At 41.1% G+C, this 20,052-nt stretch carries 14 protein-coding genes and 1 tRNA gene; all 15 read left to right on the top strand.

Features of this window, described 5'->3' with window-relative positions; genetic code table 11:
* Window positions 1–452: 452 nt before the first annotated feature.
* The 15 genes from HZB59_00285 (at window position 453) to prmC (ending at window position 20,050) form a co-directional block, all read left to right on the top strand.
* Window positions 453–6,626 (top strand): T9SS type A sorting domain-containing protein, encoded by a 6,174-nt coding sequence (locus HZB59_00285; GenBank protein ID MBI5019859.1) that lies wholly within the window; start codon window positions 453–455, stop codon window positions 6,624–6,626.
* Between the two features lie 356 nt (window positions 6,627–6,982).
* Window positions 6,983–7,255 (top strand): GIY-YIG nuclease family protein, encoded by a 273-nt coding sequence (locus tag HZB59_00280; GenBank protein MBI5019858.1) that lies wholly within the window; start codon window positions 6,983–6,985, stop codon window positions 7,253–7,255.
* 140 nt (window positions 7,256–7,395) lie between these two features.
* Complete coding sequence (locus HZB59_00275) at window positions 7,396–7,809, top strand: YjbQ family protein (GenBank protein MBI5019857.1); 414 nt, start codon at window positions 7,396–7,398, stop codon at window positions 7,807–7,809.
* A gap of 2 nt (window positions 7,810–7,811) precedes the next feature.
* On the top strand, window positions 7,812–9,200 hold the full coding sequence (locus HZB59_00270; GenBank protein ID MBI5019856.1) for a GWxTD domain-containing protein: 1,389 nt from the start codon (window positions 7,812–7,814) through the stop codon (window positions 9,198–9,200).
* A gap of 9 nt (window positions 9,201–9,209) precedes the next feature.
* On the top strand, window positions 9,210–10,094 hold the full coding sequence (locus HZB59_00265; GenBank protein MBI5019855.1) for a lysophospholipid acyltransferase family protein: 885 nt from the start codon (window positions 9,210–9,212) through the stop codon (window positions 10,092–10,094).
* Between the two features lie 5 nt (window positions 10,095–10,099).
* A complete protein-coding gene (gene waaF / locus HZB59_00260; protein ID MBI5019854.1) occupies window positions 10,100–11,155 on the top strand; it encodes a lipopolysaccharide heptosyltransferase II in 1,056 nt (351 codons plus the stop codon).
* An 11-nt stretch (window positions 11,156–11,166) separates the two neighbouring features.
* Window positions 11,167–11,805 carry a threonylcarbamoyl-AMP synthase gene (locus tag HZB59_00255; protein MBI5019853.1) on the top strand — a complete coding sequence of 213 codons (639 nt, stop codon included), beginning with the start codon at window positions 11,167–11,169 and terminating at the stop codon, window positions 11,803–11,805.
* A gap of 91 nt (window positions 11,806–11,896) precedes the next feature.
* Window positions 11,897–11,970: transfer RNA gene (locus HZB59_00250), tRNA-Arg, on the top strand.
* Window positions 11,971–12,010: 40 nt separating this feature from the next.
* The gene (locus HZB59_00245; GenBank protein MBI5019852.1) at window positions 12,011–12,715 is read left to right on the top strand and encodes a tetratricopeptide repeat protein; all 705 of its coding nucleotides are present in this window, start codon (window positions 12,011–12,013) and stop codon (window positions 12,713–12,715) included.
* A 131-nt stretch (window positions 12,716–12,846) separates the two neighbouring features.
* Window positions 12,847–14,196 (top strand): MATE family efflux transporter, encoded by a 1,350-nt coding sequence (locus tag HZB59_00240; GenBank protein MBI5019851.1) that lies wholly within the window; start codon window positions 12,847–12,849, stop codon window positions 14,194–14,196.
* 19 nt (window positions 14,197–14,215) lie between these two features.
* A complete protein-coding gene (locus tag HZB59_00235; GenBank protein ID MBI5019850.1) occupies window positions 14,216–16,321 on the top strand; it encodes a SpoIIE family protein phosphatase in 2,106 nt (701 codons plus the stop codon).
* A gap of 17 nt (window positions 16,322–16,338) precedes the next feature.
* Window positions 16,339–16,692, top strand: coding sequence for an STAS domain-containing protein (locus HZB59_00230; GenBank protein MBI5019849.1), 354 nt, complete (start codon window positions 16,339–16,341; stop codon window positions 16,690–16,692).
* Window positions 16,693–16,737: 45 nt separating this feature from the next.
* The gene (locus HZB59_00225) at window positions 16,738–17,166 is read left to right on the top strand and encodes an ATP-binding protein (GenBank protein ID MBI5019848.1); all 429 of its coding nucleotides are present in this window, start codon (window positions 16,738–16,740) and stop codon (window positions 17,164–17,166) included.
* A 10-nt stretch (window positions 17,167–17,176) separates the two neighbouring features.
* Window positions 17,177–18,904, top strand: coding sequence for a SpoIIE family protein phosphatase (locus HZB59_00220; protein MBI5019847.1), 1,728 nt, complete (start codon window positions 17,177–17,179; stop codon window positions 18,902–18,904).
* A gap of 267 nt (window positions 18,905–19,171) precedes the next feature.
* Complete coding sequence (gene prmC / locus HZB59_00215; GenBank protein MBI5019846.1) at window positions 19,172–20,050, top strand: peptide chain release factor N(5)-glutamine methyltransferase; 879 nt, start codon at window positions 19,172–19,174, stop codon at window positions 20,048–20,050.
* Window positions 20,051–20,052 lie beyond the last annotated feature (2 nt).

The raw sequence follows: 20,052 nt of genomic DNA, 5'->3' as shown, positions 1-20,052 counted from the left end.
ACAATGTTCTTTAATTACCGGTCTGATCTGCGATTGGATTGGAATATGTTTATGTCATCAACCGGCAATATAAATCTACGCTGTTCATATTAACTTGAACGGCGTTTTTTGTTTTAGGTAAGATAATAGTTAAGGCAAGCATTTGTCTCATAGCTATCAGCTAATGGCTAATTGCTAATAGCCAATTACTAATAACAACTAACAAGGAACCCTTTATGGCATGCTGCGGAAAAAAGATGACGGCAGTTAAACCGAAACCGAAAAAAGAGACAAAAAGCAAAACAAAAACAAAGAGTAAAAAATAGGTTTTAAATACCTCCCCTCAATCCCCTCCTTAGTAAGGAGGGGACGAAGGGGTGGTTGAAACAGAAGAAAATAAAATAATAGATTCATTGAAAAATTCACTAATCACTAATTAATTCACAATCAAACATAATCCTTTAGGAGGATTTATGAAACATATATTTACAATTGTTCTTCTATTCGTCGCTGTATTGATGTTAGGTGGTACGACATCAGCTCAATTGCTTTTAGTAGAAGATTTTAATTATCCTTCAGGCGATACCGTTGAAATGCATGGTTGGACAGTTTTTAGCGGTGCTAATAGTAATCCTTTAACTATTCAATCAACGGCAGCACTGACATATTCAGGTTATGCAAATTCAGGAATCGGTAATGGTCTTAACATGGCAAATTCTGGTGAAGATGCATATAAACTATTATCTACACCTGTCACTTCTGGTACATACTATATGGCTGCCATGGTGAATATTAGCGCCGCTTTAACAGGAGATTATTTCCTGAGTCCATATTGTACAGGTGGTACTGGTGGAGGTTATTTTGGACGAATATTTGCAAAATCAGACGGAGCAGGAGGATTCTATTTTGGAGTTTCAAAAAATGTTAGTAGTTCTACAGCCAATTATGAAGCTACTGCAAGATCATTTGGTACAACATATCTCATAGTTCTGAAATATACGTTTAATACTGGTTCAGCAACTGATGATTTGGTCGATTTCTGGGTCAATCCCGCAATTGGTGGTTTAGAACCAGCAGCAACGATCGCCGGTGTTGGTGCTACTCAGAGTGATGTTACCAATGCATTAGGATTAAATACTATTTCCATAAGGCAGGCAACATCTACCGGTTCTCCTACATTAAAGATTGATGGTATACGAGTTGGAACATCATGGGCAGCGGTTGTGGCTTCTCCGTCGAGTTCTGCTTCTGATATTTTGGCAGCTGGGAACGAAACATCTAACATTGATTATGCCTCATATCAATCTGCATCAGTAACAACAACCTCAGATGCACTCCGCGTATTCTCGTTTACAGTCCGTGATGGTGGCGGAAGTCCGGATGGTGATACATATCCAACAATTTTAAGCGGTATTACATTTAACAAAGGCGCCGGTAATGGCGTTACAAATTGGGCAAACACAATCCGCCAGGCAGCTCTCTTCAACGGCTCCACTAAAGTTGCTGAAGTTAGCGTTACAGGCGAGACAATTGTGTTCTCTGGTATGTCCGGTGCAGATGTAACTGCGGCGGATGACGGCTCAACAACTCTCGATTTATATTTAACATTTGAATCGGCAGTAACAGATAATCAACAATTTGAATTTCAGGTTACGAATACAAACGTTACGCCTGCTAGCTCAGGCAGTTCAACATTCACCGGGTTCACTGCGCAAACAAGCAGTGTAACGGGTGATGCAAACCGCCTTGAAGTGACAGCGACAAAATTGGCATTCTCAACACAACCGCCAGTGTCGGTCGCAGTGAATAATTCATTCTCATCCGCTGTTGAAGCGAGAGATGCAAATGAAAACGTCGATGCTGATTATGCAACCAACTTTGATTTAAGCGTTGCAACAGGCACAGGAACATTATCATCAGTTACCGGTTTATCACAAGCTCCAACATCTGGCGCGGCATCATGGTCAGATTTAAAATATAACACTGCCGAAACAGGTGTAAGCATACAAGCCGCATCGGGCAGTTTAACAAGCGCAACATCGAACACATTCGATGTTACAGGTGCTTCAGCAGCATCGGATGTTGTTGCAGGTGTTTTAACAATACCATTAGAAATTTCTTCGCTCGATGATACACAAGCCGAAGAAGTTGCTATGTTCGATTTCACAGTCCGCGATGGCGGCGGTTCAGCAGATGCCGATCCTTTTGCAACAATCGTAACCGCTCTTAGTGTTGTACCGGGTTCGTTAAATAATATCTCCGACTGGTCAACATACGTTCTCGGTGCTGAGTTATACGATGGCGCTTCATTAGTCGGCACGGGAACAGTATCAGCTGCAAGTATCGCATTCAGCGGTTCACCGTTGGCGAGTGTTGCAGATGATGGAAGCACAACTTTAACATTGAAATTATGGTTGAAGAATCCGTTACCAGTTGGAGCAGATGGAAAAATGTTCCAAGCCAAAATTAATCAGAATACAGACGTAACACTTGATCCATTAGGTTCTATGATGGTGGCAGGTGGATCAGATGTAGTTGGTGGAACAGGAACAGAAGTTTCTGTCAACGCAACGGAATTAAGATTCGTTGCAAACATCGCCAACACAAAAGTTTCAACTAATTTCACAGCGAGTGCAAAGGCAACAGATGCAAACGGAAATATTGATGTCGATTTTGTGGCAGCAGTAACTTTTGCAAAAGCAAGTGGTACAGGTAATTTAACCGGAACAACCGCTCCATTAGCAGTTCTTGGTGTTGCAACGACAACAGATCTGCAATTAGATGCAGGCGGAGCTTATACACTTTCTGCCGATGCAGCCGGATTAACCGGAGCTACTTCTAACAGCTTTGTAGTTGAAACGCCAACCGCCGTATTCAAAGTTGCAAACGTTTTAGGCGATACACTTATGTGGCGTGATCCCACAACCTGGTTTGTGGAGACGGGATTTGATGCCGATAATATTCCAGATAACGATTATGTTTATCTTAATAATGATTATAAAACTGGCAGTTATGTTGTGAAGATTGGTTACATGACAACTTCAGATTCATTCTACACAATGCAAATCGGCTATCCCGGAAATACAAACGAAATAAAATTATTAATCCCATACGTAAGCACATCTCAGGCAAGCACATCATTCAGGTATGGTGATGGATTGGTTGGGAATATCGATCTGCTTATTGACGAAGGTGGAGTGCTTCAGAATAACACGGCACGTACCAGCGGCAATAATCTTTTTGTCAGAGGTTACACACCTGCAAACGATACAACATTAATCCGCACCGGCGGTAAATATCTCCATATGACATTAGCAACCACAAGCTTTGTGAAAACATTGAGCAACAGGTTGGATGGCGATTATGGTATTTTCGAGTGGGCATGTCCTGCATCAGTAGCCGCTCCGTCAATTACATCTTCCATGATCTGGTATCCGCATTTGGTATTTAGCGGTGTTAATGGAGCAACAGTTTATAAATTGTACACAAGCTCTACTCCCGGACCAATGTATGTAAAAGGTAATATCACCATAAACTCAGGTATTGCAGATACAATGAACATTACCGGTAGTTATGCTGTGGCATTATTCGGCAACATCATTAATAACGGTTCAATGGCATTCACGACATCGCCATTGATAGTCAGAGGAACTGCACCACAAACTATTTCCGGTAATCCTGTTTATCTTGGTAACGGAATGGTTATGGCTAATGCCGCAGGCTTAACGCTCGGCAACGATTTAACAGTAAAAGGTGGTACAGTACAAGCAACAGGTACTTATAACTTTGATAAAGGCGGCGCAATTTTCGAAACATTAACATGCGCAGGAGCTATATCAACAGGATTAAATACAGTTTATTTAAATCCTGCGGGAGCTTTAAATGAAGGCGACAATCCAATTCAAGGTAACGTATCAGCAACCCGAACCGCTGTTCAGGCGACTAACGAACTGTTCGGAGGTATCGGATTCGAGATTAACGCGGCTGATGCGGCACCCGGTGTTACAACCGTTGTACGTAAAAACGGCGTTGCATCAACAGGTAACGGCAATCAATCGATTCTTCGTTACTATGATGTTACACCTACAAACAATACCGGATTGAATGCAACAACTTCATTCAGTTATGCGACTGGTGAATTGAATAGTCTTGATGAAAACACATTAATGCTCTTCAAATCGGAAGATGGCGGAACGACATGGTCTGGTAAAGCAGGAACCGTTAATTCTCCATTGAATAAGATCACAGCAACTGGCATAAATTCATTCTCACGCTGGACTGCCGGTTCGTACAACAGTCCGCTCTTCATCTCTCACACAATTACAGTCATGAAGATAGAAGATAAAGACGGTGATCTCAACACAACAGGCGATCAAGTACCGAAAAAATGGCGCTTGAATCTTTATCAGGGTGCAACACTTATCAATTCTCAAAACCTCAACACCGGTGTTATGGTAACACCGAATCTTGAGGCGGGAACATACACAGCGACAGAGGAAGATAGCATTGGCTGGTTGCATCTCGGCGTTCGTGTGAACGGCGTTCTGACAACCGGATCAATGAATACCGCCGATGTTACGGTCTCGGGTGGTGTATCTGCAGAAATAATATTCTATAATCAGAAGGCAAGCAGCTTAACCGCGAAAAAATATCGCGATTACGACGGTGATGCCGGAACAACAGCAGATCAGGTTGCAACACCATGGGGTCTTTCGATTTACAAAGGAACGATCAGTGAAGGAACACTCGTTCTCTCCACAACTACCGGTGAAGCAGCAATCACAGATATCCAAGCCGGAACATATATCGTTGTTGAAGAAGACAAGGGATCCGCATGGAAACGCATCAACGGTAACCTTGCAATAAGGGACACAGTAATAGTTGCAGGTGGTGATGATGCGGTAGTTACATTCGTTAACTTCAAACCGAATTCGTTAACAATTCGGAAAGTTAAAGATAGCGATGGTAAACTATCGACAAATAACGATCGCGTTCTTGCTCCGTGGCACCTCGAAGTTCGTCGCGGTACAATCAGCGGTGCATTGGTTGCTTCAAGCGACAATGGATCGTTAGATGTTCCGAACCTTGGTGATGATACATACGTGATAGTCGAATCTGACAGCGCGAATTGGATCAACCTCGGTTACACAATTAATTCAACCGATCATGCCAGCACCGATAACAATTACACAATTGCTCTCAGCGATGGTATGAACACAATATTCGATTTCGTAAATGCTCCTCCGATCTATAGCAACATGTACCGTTCATTCGATCCTGACAGCATAGCGCAATCGAAAGATCTAAAACTGAAATACAAATACATCGCTCGCAAAGCCAACGCGGATGAGTTTGTATTCGACTTAACAGCACCGGATACTGCCGCGTTAACACTCAAATTCTCAATGTTGTCGACAGGCGTAGTATTAAACGGTGTTGATACTGTTGGTACATGGACAAGCGCGAAGCTTGCAACCACCTCAGCAATCGATAGCGGCGACGTAGTAACCGTAATTGGCTGGGGTTATAGTGGTAAACCGGTAAAGACAGGTTATTCATGGGCAACATTACCAAAGGCAACAAAAGGCACAGTAGGTAAGGAAGCCGGTACATACACAATGAACCAACCGCGCTTACCGATGCCGAACAGGTTGAATGCAGTAAACGATCTGTTCGCGTTAGCTCAATTCCCAACCGGATTACAAGTCGGTATGGATAAGAGCAGTCCGGATAGCACAAAGCTGTTCGGATGGTTAAGTGCTAAGAAGTACAGCGATGTGGCAAAGACGTTGAATGATGGTAAAACCACTCATACAACACCGGCACATAGCTTGGATGCTTGGACAAGCACAGGCAAGCCGTTGTTGAAGATGCAAAAATCACTGCCACCAACAAAGTTCAACAACGTGTTGTTAGCACAGATGATAGCGTTGAAGTTAAACATCACAGCCAGTAATCTGGAAATGATACCTCTTGGTTTTGGTGAATTAATGTTCGACGATGCAACGTTAACACCACCAGTAGGCGCTCCCGTACTTAACGGTATGATGGTGAGAGAAATTGCCTCATTAGTCGATTCGTTGATGATGGGCTGGGCACATGTTGATACAATCATCAAAGGTAAACCGGTATACAGCCGTCATTTCCACGATCCGGCAGTAATGGCATTTTTGAATACGGCAGTAACCAAAATTAACAACGCGTTCGAAGGTCAGTTAGACACAACCAGCTTTGCTTCCGCATTAGTATTCACAGGAGCAAAGAAGCTGATTGACGTACCATACTTGAAGGGTTCAAGTGTAGTACCGGCAAAGATAGTACCGGATTACACGATGTTGGAACAGATACCGGAAGCTTATAAGTTACATCAGAACTATCCGAATCCGTTCAACCCGACAACAATGATACAGTTCGACTTACCTGAAGAAGCGTTTGTAACGTTGAAAGTATACAACCTGCTCGGACAGGAAGTAGCAACATTGTTCAATCGCGAACAAATGAGTGAAGGAACGCAAGAAGTAGAGTTCAGCGCATCGAGCTTTGCTTCGGGTGTATACTTCTACAGATTATCGGCTGAAGGAATAGGCGAAGAGGGAACAACCTCCGGCACATTCAATTCAGTCCATAAGATGATTCTGGTGAAGTAAGAAGTCAATCATCATTGCATATTGCCAAAACTTGCCGTCCCTTTAAAGGGACGGCAATAATGGTGATGATGCAAATGATGGCAAAGATTTTCACTAATCCACAAAATGGCATCCCGTCCCGCTATAATAGCGTGGCGGGATGTTTTATTTTGTGGGTTATGAATGCTCTGATACATAATTGCCTTTGTTCAACTTTTTTGATATGTTAAACAAAACAATAGAGTAACCCTGAACATCTCGACTCAGTGCGACGAAGGCATGTTTCAGGGTCTAACGTCAGATGCCGAAATGAATTCGGCATGACTCGGTGGTCTGAATATGGAGGGATAGAAGTATGAAAAAAAGGATTCGTTTATATTCTAACCAATTATAAAAGAACAACATTATATACAGGAGTGACAAATAATTTAGGAAGAAGAATTGAACAGCATAAAAAAGGTTTAGGGTCAAAATTTACAACAAAGTATAATCTAAATGTTCTCGTATACTATGAAGAACTGTCATCAATGTATAGCGCTATAGTTCGTGAAAAACAAATTAAGAATTGGCATCGTGATTGGAAACTTAATCTCATTAAATCGATCAATCCAGAAATGTTAGATCTATCAGGAGAAATACCATGGCAATAAGAAAAATGAGTCACCCTGAACTTGTTTCAGGGTCTAAAGTCAGATACCGAAATAAATTCGGCATGACTTATTTTTGGTGTTACGATAACAACTATATTTAAGGTCTAACATAAATTGATTTCAAATAATAATATATGTTTATGAAAACTTTTACAGAATATATCTGGTTCAATACAAAGAAAGAACGTGAGTACCTGAATATAACCGACGAAGTTCAAGCAATTGTCAGTCGCAGCGGTGTAAAAGAAGGTATGGTACTGGTCTCAGCGATGCATATAACGGCAGGTGTTTATGTAAACGACGCGGAATCGGGACTGATCAAAGACATCGATGAATGGCTTGAGAAACTCGCACCATTCAATCCAAATTATCTGCACCATCGGACGGGTGAATCGAACGGAGACGCTCATTTAAAAAGTTTGCTGATACACCACGAGGTGATCGTTCCGGTAACTGAGGGTAAACTCGATTTTGGTCCGTGGCAGCAAATCTACTATGCAGAGTTCGATGGCAAAAGAAGAAAACGTGTAATAGTGAAAGTGATGGGTGAATAATTATGAAACGAATATCTTATCTATTAATCCTGATGATGATTGTCCCATTTATTTTATGGTCACAATCTTCGGAGATCGATACAAAACTAGAGCCGTTAAAAATTATGGTCGATTATTCACGCTTCTACGGTGACTCTGCTCAGACATTCGTAGAACTTTATTACGGCTTTTCTGAATCTATGATGACCTACCAAAACGATACAGCAGGTCGAAGAGGTCAAATTAATTTTAAGATGGAAATCAAAAGAGCGGGCACAGTTGAATATCAGAAAGAATGGATAGTGCCGCACCTCGTTCCCGGAACCGCTCAAATTTCATCGCAATCGCTTGTGGGTTTGCAATCTTTCGCGATTCTTCCCGGTGAATATACCTTAACTGTTTCGGCTTATGATAATTATGAAAGCGCAAGACGCGACAGTGTATCGCTGCCGCTTCTCATAACAAATTATCCTACAGATCGGGAATATCTGAGTGATATAGAATTATGCACATCTATTCAATCATCAACCAATAAGCAATCGTTGTTTTACAAGAATACGCTCGACGTGATTCCGAATCCAAGCAAACTTTATGGCACGGGATTGCCCGTGCTTTATTATTACACTATCGCGTATAACTTACGCGCGCGTGGAGATTCAGAGAATGTGATTGTTCGTACCTCAATCCTGGATGCAGTTGGTAAAGAAGTTATATCAAAAGATAAAATCAAACCCCGTCTGTATAATGCGAGTGTTGAGATTGGAACAGTAAATATCTCAGCTTTGCGGACAGGCATTTATCTGTTTCGTGTTTCACTGACCGATTCATTGAACAAAGTATTCACCCAAAATGAGAAGAGATTTTTTATCTACAAACATGGCTCTCCTTTAGATTCATCCTTAACGACGGGATCATCGCCGGTTTCCGAATCAAAATATTCCGTCATGAGCGAAGAAGAAGTGGATCAATATTTTGAATACGCCAAATATATTACCACAGATGTTGAAAAAGAACAGTACGAACAATTGACCGATCTGAAAGCGAAGCAAAAATTACTATACGAGTTCTGGAAAAGAAAAAGCTCGGGTTTAAATACGATAGCCGACGAGGCATATTACGCCCGTGTGAAAAAAGCGGATGAACTTTTCACAACACCGTTCCGAAGCGGCTGGAAAAGCGACCGCGGGCGCGTGTATATTATGTACGGTATGTATGACGACATAGAAAGGTTCTCTAATTCAACAGACAGTAATCCGTATGAAGTCTGGCAATACCGTAATTTACAGGGTGGGGTTATTTTTGTCTTTGTCGACAGAGAAGGAATTGGAAACTACATGCTTATGCACTCAACTCACCGCGATGAACTGCACGAAGAGCTCTGGTACGAAAAATATGCGCTCAAAATGCACTGATTAAAACGAATGCAATATAAATTAGAGTATCTCTTTTTTTTATTGGTGAGGTTTATCGTTCAGGCGATGCCGTTAAAATCTGCACAAAGATTTGGCGCTTTCATCGGATCACTCGGTTATAAACTGTCACCCCGGCGGAGGGAAATTGCTTTCGAGAATTTACATTATGCTTTTCCCGAAAAATCGGAAACTGAGATAAAAATAATAGCACGCGGTTCATTCAGGAATTTCGGAATAGCGTTTTTGGAACTGCTTTGGTTCCCGCGAATCACTCCCGAGATTATGCGGAATTTAGTCGTACCGAAAAATCTTGATTGCTTGCTGGATGCTCACGCGAAAGGGAAGGGATTGATATTACTTTCGGGACATTTCGGGAATTGGGAGTTGACCGCGTTCGGCGGCGCCTATCTTTCTAAAATTCCTTTCAACATCATCGTTCAAACTCAGAATAATCGATTGGTTGATGAAGCTATCAATAAACATAGGTGCTGGTACGGGAATAAGGTTGTATCGATGGGGATGTCTGTTCGCGAAATAATCCGAACTCTGCACGATAAAGGTGTAATTGCAATAGCGCCGGACCAGAGTGGTGATAGATTAGGAGGACTATATCTCGAATTTTTCGGTCGGAAGACTGCCACTCATCAGGGACCCGCAGCGTTCGCGTTACGCAGCGGCGCGCCGCTGTTGATGGGTTTCCTTACAAGAAATAATGATATGACTTATAACCTCACGATTGAATCTGTTGATCTTTCAGATTTAGAAAAACCAACAGAAGAAAACATCGCCGAAGCCACAAGGCGCCATGTGGCGATACTTGAAAAATATATCCGCCAATATCCCGATCACTGGTTATGGATGCACCGCAGATGGAAGCACACCAAAGATAACTGATTAAGATGCGGCAATTAGAAAATATTCTGATAGTTCAAACTGCTTTTCCTGGCGATTTGATTCTGACTTTACCTCTCGCTCAGGTTCTAAAGAAACATTATCCATCCTCTCAAATCGATTTTGTTGTTATTCCAAAAACTGCTGAATTGCTCGCGAATCATCCGGCGATTTCAGAGGTTATCGTGTACGATAAAAGAGGAAAAGATTCCGGCTTCTCCGGCTTGATGAATAAGGTTAGATTCTTGCGGGTGAAGAAATATGATGTGGCGTTTATACCTCATCGATCTTTCAGGTCTGCGATCTTAGTTTGGCTTTCGAAAATTCCGATGCGGATAGGGTTCGATAAAAGTAAAGCGAAATGGTTTTATTCTCATAAAATCGATTACAAATCTGCGATCCATGAAATAGAAAGGAATCTTTCTCTTTTAGCGGCGGTAGATATTAACCAAGTTCCAAAAGAGATACCGCGTCTATATCCATCATTCCACGATAAGAAAAAGGTAGGATTGATACTTTCAGAAATCGGTGCACAGCATCTAAATTCATTAATAGGAATCGCTCCCGGATCTGTTTGGGCAACGAAGCGTTGGCTCGATGAACGGTTTGCTGAGTTGATAGAAAAACTGACGAAAAGAGGATTTCACATTCTGTTGCTCGGTAGTTCCGATGATTACGAGTTATGTAAGAAAATCGAAAATATGGTTGCATCGAAGCATGTTCACAATCTGGCGGGTAAATTAAGCTTTCTTCAATCTGCAGATATGATAGCGCGTTGCCGGCTGCTTGTAACGAACGATTCAGCACCGTTACACATCGCTACCTCGATGAGGGTGCCTGTTGTTGCAATCTTCGGTGCGACTGCTCCGGAATATGGTTTCGGTCCTTATGATGAACCATACCGTATTGTTGAAACCGGTGGTTTGGCGTGCAGACCGTGCGGTATACATGGCGGTAAAAAATGTCCGACCGGTACATTCGATTGCATGAAAAATATTACTTCAGATCATGTCTTAAAATCAATCCTATCGTTATTAGAAAATAATTCCACACGAAATAATTGATTGTCAACAGTTTGAAGACAAAGATAGAAATACTTGAATGCGGCAAGAACGATATTGAGATCGCACATGAAGCGGCTCGATCGATCTGTGAAGGAGGAGTAATATTATATCCAACAGATACAATCTATGGTATCGGTTGTGATGCGTCTAATGAAGATGCCGTCGGAAAAATATTCACCATTAAAAAACGATCTGAAACAAATCCTGCGTTAATGCTCGCCTCATCTGTGTTGATGGTTGAGAGTTTAGTTGAAGGAATATCTCCGATTGCTCTCGACTTGATGAAAAAGTTTTGGCCCGGTCCGTTGACTTTATTATTCAGATCTAAGAAAAAAATGTCACGGTTGTTAATTTCGGAAGATAAAAAAATTGGGATACGGATACCTAACAATCAATTTTGTCTTTCTATGATCGATCAAAGTAATACACCGGTTGTCTCAACAAGCGCCAATCTATCTGGTGTCCAAACCAGCAGTAAGATTTCTGATTTGAAGAAATTATTTATTGGCAAAGTCAATCTCATCATTGACAACGGCGATTTTGAGGATATCATTCCATCCACGATCGTTGATGTTACGTCGGAAACACCGGTCGTTGTTCGTGAAGGAGTGATAAAGAAGGAAGAGATCAGCTCGATAATCGACGGTTGAATATCCTTGATACTGAAACTAAAAATTTGTACATTAGAACTGCAAAATTCGTAAATATGTTGCAAAAAGCGTTCGGAAAGCGTTTTCTTCTGCGCCCGTAGCTCAGATGGATAGAGCGACAGCCTCCGGAGCTGTAGGTCGCGCGTTCGAATCGCGCCGGGCGTACTCAATAAAATATTTTTATCATTAAATTGGTGATCGCAAAATGTTAAAACCCAAAAAGAAACTAACCAAAACCGAAATCAAACAAGACACATTGTTAACGTCTTATGCGAAATTAACATCGTACTATGATACATACAAAAAGTATATCAATTATGGTATCACTGGACTTATTGCCGTAATAATTATCATTGTGGTTTATGTGAACAACAAAAAAGCGAACGATGAAAAAGCGGCTACTGAGCTTGGGAAAATATTTTCTATATACGACAGAGGGACAACCGATCCGCGTCAATATCAAATTGCCATCGATGGACAGCCGGAGCGGGGCCTAACGGGTTTGAAAACAATTGTTGACAATTACGGCAGCACCACATCAGGTGAGATAGCCCGCTTTTATTTGGCTCAGGCATATCTGAATCTCGATAAAGTAGACGAAGCGCTAAAAAATTTCAACAGCTTCAGCAGTGATAATGAAATTCTGTCGGCTTCAGCTGAAGCCGGTGTGGCAGCATGTTATGAGAGGAAAAACGAATTCGATGAAGCTGCATCGTATTATGAGAAAGCAGCAAAGATCGCATCCGACCAAAACACCACGCCGGAATATTTAAACTCAGCTGCATTATGTTACGGTAAGATAGGCAATAAAGAAAAGGCAATCACTATCCTCAAGCGGATCAAAAAAGAATTTCCGAAAAGTCAGGTCGCGCGCGAGGTGGATCGGTATATCAGTCAATTTTCTTCCTGATATCCTCATATGATATTGATAAACCCACTCTAAATCGATGAAAGAGTGGGTTTTTTATTTATCATGGAGATTAATATTTGAATCGATTACTTTGAATAACATTTTCTGTTAAACAAATAATATCGTGATTAATGTTTTTCAGTCTCAACAAAATTTTATCTAAAAATATTCTGCACATTGCGCTGCCGGCAATAGCGGGACTCTCATCACAGATGATTGTTTCGTTAGTGAATACTTCTATGGTTGGACGGCTTGAGAATACCCACGTTCAACTTGCCGCAATGGGCTTGGGATTTCTTGGAACCATGGCCATCACGAGCTTCTTCTCGAGCATGAGCACCGGAACTCATGTGCTGATCGCGAGAAAACATGGAGAAAACAATCCGCAAGGGGTTGGGGAAGTTCTTATAAGTTCTCTCTTTCTCTGTTTTATCCTCGGTACGATCTTCGGTGTGATCGGATTTTATTCTTCATACTCAATCATAAATTTTTTCTCAGCAAACGATTCTGTTACGGCTGCAGGCGCGGAATATATGCGATGGCAGTTTGTAGGATTACCTTTCTTTTTGATGATCGTATCATACCGCGGATTCTTCTTCGGTATCGGTCATACGAAGATATTTATGATATCGGCGATATTGATTAACCTGTTCAATATCATTTTTAATTATTTATTGATGTTCGGTGCGTTGGGTTTCCCAAAACTGAACTTAGCCGGCGCCGGAGTCGGATATACTCTCAGCATGTTTCTTGGTTGGCTGTTTTTCTTCTCTGTAACATTTTTGCGCGAATATCGAAAACAATATCGGTACTATTCTCATTTTCGAATATCTAAAGAGGTGATAAACCAGATAATTAAAATATCAATACCTGTTTCCCTTCAAAATATACTCATTCTCCTAGGTTTTTTGGTTTTTGTCGCCATAGTCGGAATTATTGGAACTGTTGAACAAGCCGCAAGTAATGTCGTTATAAACGCATTGTTCCTTTCCATAATGCCATGTTTCGGATTTGGGATCGCGGCTCAGACGTTAGTCGGACAATCTATCGGTAAAGGGAGCAACCGTATGGCTCACGCATACGGTTTTGAGACCGCAAAATTGGGAACATATTTCACTGTAACTATCGGAATAATATTCGTTTTATTTCCCCGTGCGGTGTTGCATGTGTTGACGGGTGAATCAATTGTAATCGAAATGGCCACTCCCATCTTGCAGATTGCCGGTGTTGCTCAGATATTTTATGGCTCGGGAATAATATTCGCGAGCGCGTTACAAGCAGGAGGAGCGACTATATATGTTATGTTTGTGGAAGTTCTCACACATTGGATTATTTTCCTTCCGCTCACATATTTATTCGGAATAACTTTCGGTGGAGGTGCCGCAGGCGCTTGGTTAGCGCTTCCAATTTATATTATCGCATACACGTTGATGAACTATTTTAAATTTCGCTCAGATAGCTGGATCCAAATACGGTTGTGAAAAAAGAATGAAATCGATTTTGAAAAAATTTAAAAAAGCACTGCTTCTGGGAACGACCGGATTTATTTTATTCATCGTTTTCGTTGTCGATATCATACGGCAGAGTGTAGATATAGAAATCGGTTGGATAATTTTACTTCGTGAAATTCTCATATTGGCTGCCTTCGCAACTCTATTTATCATGCTTGAATCGACTTGGAAACGGGAACAAACACCTTCCAAGAAATTAGGTTTCGCCCTTGTTTTAAGTTTGGTTGCCGCAACAGCTACAGCGATGATGTTCATTATCTCGCCGAGCGGTTTTGAGGTGAAGAACGAATATCTTTTACCGCTCGGATTCGATTCAGTATTCTGGGCGAATCTTGCAAGTATAGTCCTTGGTGTCACGATGGTTCTGCTTGTAATGATACTTCGCGATATTCTATTTTCAAAAAGAAGAAAAGGAACAAAGAGGAATTTCATCATTCTCATAATTCTAATCATCGTTTCATCTGTAACGGCTCTGTTTTATCGTCCGATGGAGTATGGAACTATATCAACGATTCTTACATTTATCACTCTGGCAGCCATGCTGTGGAATTCTTTCCGTGTTTCCTGGATAGTTTATCTGACCAAGAGAGAAAAAATTCTCAGCATCGTTTATGGATTCTTCCTATTTTTAATATTCATCGGCTTCGATATAGTTTTAGCCCGTGGGCAGACGGTGGTGGGTCAATCGATTTTATTTTATTCACCGCCTCTACAAACATTCATCAAGGATGTAGCTCTCTTCGCGACTATATATTTCGGTATGACATTTATCAGCACCTTGTTTCATCTTCCGACTGCCGAGGCATTCGACAGGAAAATTAGCGAGGTAGCGTCCCTGCACAATCTAAGTAAGTTGGTTACGCAAGTTTTCGATTTCAATGAACTGGTTGAAACGGTCACGGCGATGACACTTCAAGTGTGCGAGGCGAAAAGTGCATGGTTAGAAATTATCGCACTGCACAATTCAAAAAAATACATGAATAATTCTGCAATTCACGAAAATGATGTGGCAATCGCGGGGTTGAAAAATATTTCTCAAGAAGAAACAGAAATTATTATGGAAGCTATTCGCCCTTCCATCAGACAATCGGTACTTGATCATGGCAAACCAATTATTATCGATAGTATCGGAGATGATAAGAGGACTCAGGGAATAAAAATGTCTGTTAATAAATTCAGTTCGATGGCGATAGTTCCGCTTGTCTCCCATGAAAACGTTATCGGTATTTTATATGCCACGAAAGATGTTGAATACGGTTTTGATAAAGACGATATAGATGTTATTTCGGCATTTGCCGATCAGGCGACAGTCGCAATTGAAAATTCAAGATTGATCGAGAAATCTCTAGAGAGAGAACGATTGATGCGCGAGATGATGCTCGCACAAGAGATGCAACGGAAGCTTTTGCCTCAGCGTATTCCGGAACTTGAGAATATCGATTTAGAAGCGCTTTCCACTCCGGCATTCGAAGTGGGCGGCGATTACTATGATTTCTTGATGATCGATAATGAGCATTTAGGTATTTTAGTCGGAGATGTTTCTGGAAAAGGAGTTTCTGCCGCGTTTTATATGGCTGAGATGAAAGGAATATTCCAATCGCTCAGCAAAATCTATACTGAACCGAGAAAGTTTTTAATAGAAGCTCAACGCGCACTCATAGAAACGATTGATAGCCGTTCTTTCATCAGTGTTGTTTACGCAGTGGTTAATGTGAAAACGGGTTTGATGAAAGTTGCCAGAGCGGGGCATTGCCCCATTCTTCACGTATCAAAGTCTAATGCAGGATATATAAAATCGATCGGTCTCGGTTTGGGAATGGGCAGCGTTGAAATATTCGAGCGGACAATCACGCAGATAGAAATCCAATTGGAAAGCGGTGATGTTGCGGTATTTTACACCGATGGTGTAACTGAAGCACGCCCCGATGGTGTACCCGAATTTGGTTACGAACGCTTGCAGGAGGTTGTTGTAGGTGTTATGCAGAAATCTTCGATGCACATTCGCGATGCCCTGATCACTGCGGTCGATTCGCACATGATGCATGAACCCCCCGAAGACGATTTGACAATAGTTGTGTTGAAATGGAAAAAATAAAATAAATGGAGTCAATTATGAGTAATTTTAAAGTCGCAATTCGAGAGAATCAAAAAATACAAGTGGTAGATTTAAAAGGTTATCTCGATGCGCATACGGCACCCGAGTTAGAAAAATTATTTCAAACTCTCATCGATAAAAAAGTCTTTAATATCGTTGTGAATTGCAAAGACCTGAACTACATCAGCAGCGCGGGTTTGGGCGTTTTCATGGCGTACATTGAAGACGTTAGAAAAAACAACGGAGATATAAAACTGTCGAATATGTCTTCAAAGATATATAATGTTTTCGATTTATTGGGATTTCCGCTCTTGTATGATATTACATCGGACGAAGCGGAGGCGATTCAAAAATTTTGTTCGATAAAATAATCATTAAGAAATACTTAATGCCCGGAAAGTGATGAGACAATAGAAATGATAACATCTATATTGAATATATCAAGCAATACCGAAAAACTGAGTGTTGTGCGCGAATTTGTATCCGACGCCGCGCGCAATTTCGGTTTCGATGATGAGACGGTGAGTAAAATATCGCTCGCTGTTGATGAGGCATGCACCAACATCATCAAACATGCGTATGAATACGCACCCAATAAGGAATTGGAGATAAAGGTATTGACTAATAAACAACAGTTCGAGGTGATTATTACCCATCAGGGGAAATTGCTCGATCCGAAATTAATAAAATCGCCGGATATGAAAGAATACCTCGTGCATCCACGGCGCGGCGGTTTGGGAATTCACCTTATGCGTTTGCTGATGGATAGTGTTGAATATAAAATCCGTGACGATAAAAAATGTGAAGTTCATCTTATGAAAAAGATGTCGACCGCTGTGGGATGATATGGCGGCAATGAAGGAAAAATCCAAAAATCAAATCAAAACTGAAAACGCGTTTGAGCTGACATCTCTCTTCGAGTTCAGTTCAGTCGTGAATGCTTCGCTCGATCTTACATTTATCTTTAATCATTTTCTTCTTACCATGATGGGGAAATTTCTGTCCCTAAAAGGGATAGTCATTCTCGAAAATCGTACCAATATTTTCAAAACAGAAATTGCTAAAGGAATACACACCGATTCATCAAAGACAGAATGGAAGATTTCTAAAATCCCCAAACGGATTATTTTCGTCGGTAAAGAAGATAAACGACGTTATCAATGGATAAAAGATTTTCAAACTATCGGCATTACTATGCTGATACCGTTAGTGGCGCGTGACCGTATCGTTGGAATTGCCGGCATCACTCCCGGGAACAGAACAAAGTTGACAGATAAAGAAATTCTTTACATCAAATCTATCGCGAATATTGCCGCAGTCGCTATTGAAAAAGGTTTGTTCATACAAGAATTGAGCGTTGTAAACCGTCAACTCGACAGGAAGATCCAGGAGTTGAATACTCTTTTTGAAGTGGGGAAAGAATTCAATTCTGTTTTAGAGAAGAACAGACTTATCAAACTTTTAATATTCTCGGTAATGGGACAAATCGGAGTTAACCGCTACTTCCTTTGTCTTGAAGAGAACGGAACGATGAATGTGGTCGCAGAAAAACTTGACAGAAAAAATAGGGAGGATGTTTGTCAATATATTCCATCGTTAACCAGGCCGATGCTCGTTAGCGAGATGAACAGTAAAACAGAAAAGAAATGGCAGGGATGGCTTGAGAATGCCGGGATAGAAGCGATCATTCCGTTGCAGCTTCAACAGCAAACAAAAGGATTGTTGGCACTCGGTGAGAAGTTAAACCAAGACACATACACTCAAAAAGATTTGGAGTTTCTCTCTTCACTCGGCAATTTGGCGATGATATCGCTCGATAACGTTAGATTATTCAACGATGCTATCGAGAAGCAAAAGATGGAAGATGAATTGATAATCGCGAGGGAGATTCAAAAAGGGTTATTACCGGCAGTTTTACCAAAAATTCCGTCATTCGATATTGCCGCCGTAAATATATCTTCCAAGCAAGTGGGTGGCGATTATTACGATGTTATCAAACTGAGTTCCAAGCATTTCGTAATCGCGATTGGCGATGTATCGGGCAAAGGGACTCCGGCATCACTCTTAATGGCAAGTTTGCAAGCAACAATTAGGGCGTTGGTGCCGCTTGGACTGTCGCTTTCGGAATTGACTAAGCGCGTGAACGATCTTATCTATGAAAACACATCGAATGGCAGATTCATTACATTTTTCTGGGGGATATTAGATACCGAGTCGAAGATATTCAAATATGTGAACGCCGGACATAATCCGCCGATACTTGTTCACGCTGATGGCTCGTTGGAATTGCTCGACAAAGGTGGAATGATACTTGGTATTATGAACACCGGTATATCATACAATGATGGCGAAGTAACTTTAGAGAAAGACGATTTGCTTGTACTGTTTACAGACGGCGTAAATGAATCTATGAACAGCGATAATGTAGAATTCGGTGACGAACGTCTGTGCTCATTAGTAACGCAGCATCGGACTGATGATGCTGAGACGGTTCTTAATAACCTTGTCGATTCTGTAAAACTGCACAGTGCTAATACCTCTCAATCCGATGATATTACGATTGTTGTGTTGAAAGCAAATTGAATTTACGCAAACCTCCGTTATTTAATTTGGGTGGTCTCAAGAAAATGTTGGAGATTTTATTTGCTTATTTATTTCGACCCCTTCTATAATCTCCCCCTCGTAGATGGGGAGATTGAAAGCTAACCTGTTAGACCTCCAATATCTTCAAAAGAGTAACGAGAAAGATACCGGAGGTTTTAATGTAAAGGTGGGTGGACGATCTTCCTTCCAGCCGTCGGTTTGTTTTATTTCTCCTTCCTTATTATCTTCATTCCACAAGGAATTATGATGAAAAGAGAAGAAGAACAAAACTGGACTATACTCAAGCTCATTGAATGGAGCGCGAATTATCTTTCAGAAAAAGGAATCGATGATGCACGGCTCAATGCGGAGTTGATGCTTGCCCATACGCTTGATCTTAAGAGGATCGATTTGTACCTGAAGTTTGACAAAATCTTATCACCTGATGAGTTAGCAAAATATAAATCATTTTTCAATAGAAGATTGAAACACGAACCGGTGCAGTATATCCTCGGCTATACTGAGTTTATGGGAATTCGGTTCGAGGTTAATCCTGCAGTTCTCATTCCACGTCCCGACACAGAAGTATTGGTTGTATCTGTTTTAAACCATTGCAAAACATCAATATTGAAAAATATCTCCATCTTAGATATCGGCACCGGATCGGGTTGCATCGCGATCAGCTTGGCAAAAATGATTCCTGATTCCGTGGTTACTGCTATCGATAGAAGTGCGGATGCGCTTGAGGTTGCGAAACAGAACGCAACGTTAGCGGGTGTTTCTGATAGAGTAAAATTTGTTCAAACCGATTTCATGAACGAAAGATTCGCGCAAGATAAATTTGATATCATCGTTTCAAATCCACCATACATACCGAAGAACGAACTCGAAACACTTCAACCGGAAGTCCGGCTTTTTGAACCCGAATATTCTTACACCGATTATGGCGATGGACTATCTTTTTATCGAATGATTTCTAAGTTAGGTCATACGGTCTTAAATAATACCGGATCGATATTCGTGGAGGTCGGTTATAACCAGGCAGAGGTAGTCAAAAGAATATTTGAGAATGATAAATATTCTGAAATCGAATCTTTCAAGGATTATAACGGAATCAAAAGAGTTGTGAAAGCAGGGCGAAGCTAATA

Source organism: Ignavibacteriales bacterium (assembly GCA_016214905.1).
Taxonomy (GTDB): domain Bacteria; phylum Bacteroidota; class Ignavibacteria; order UBA10030; family SZUA-254; genus PNNN01.
The sequence above is the reverse complement of the archived record's forward strand: the minus strand, read 5'-3'. Positions and strand labels throughout refer to the sequence as shown.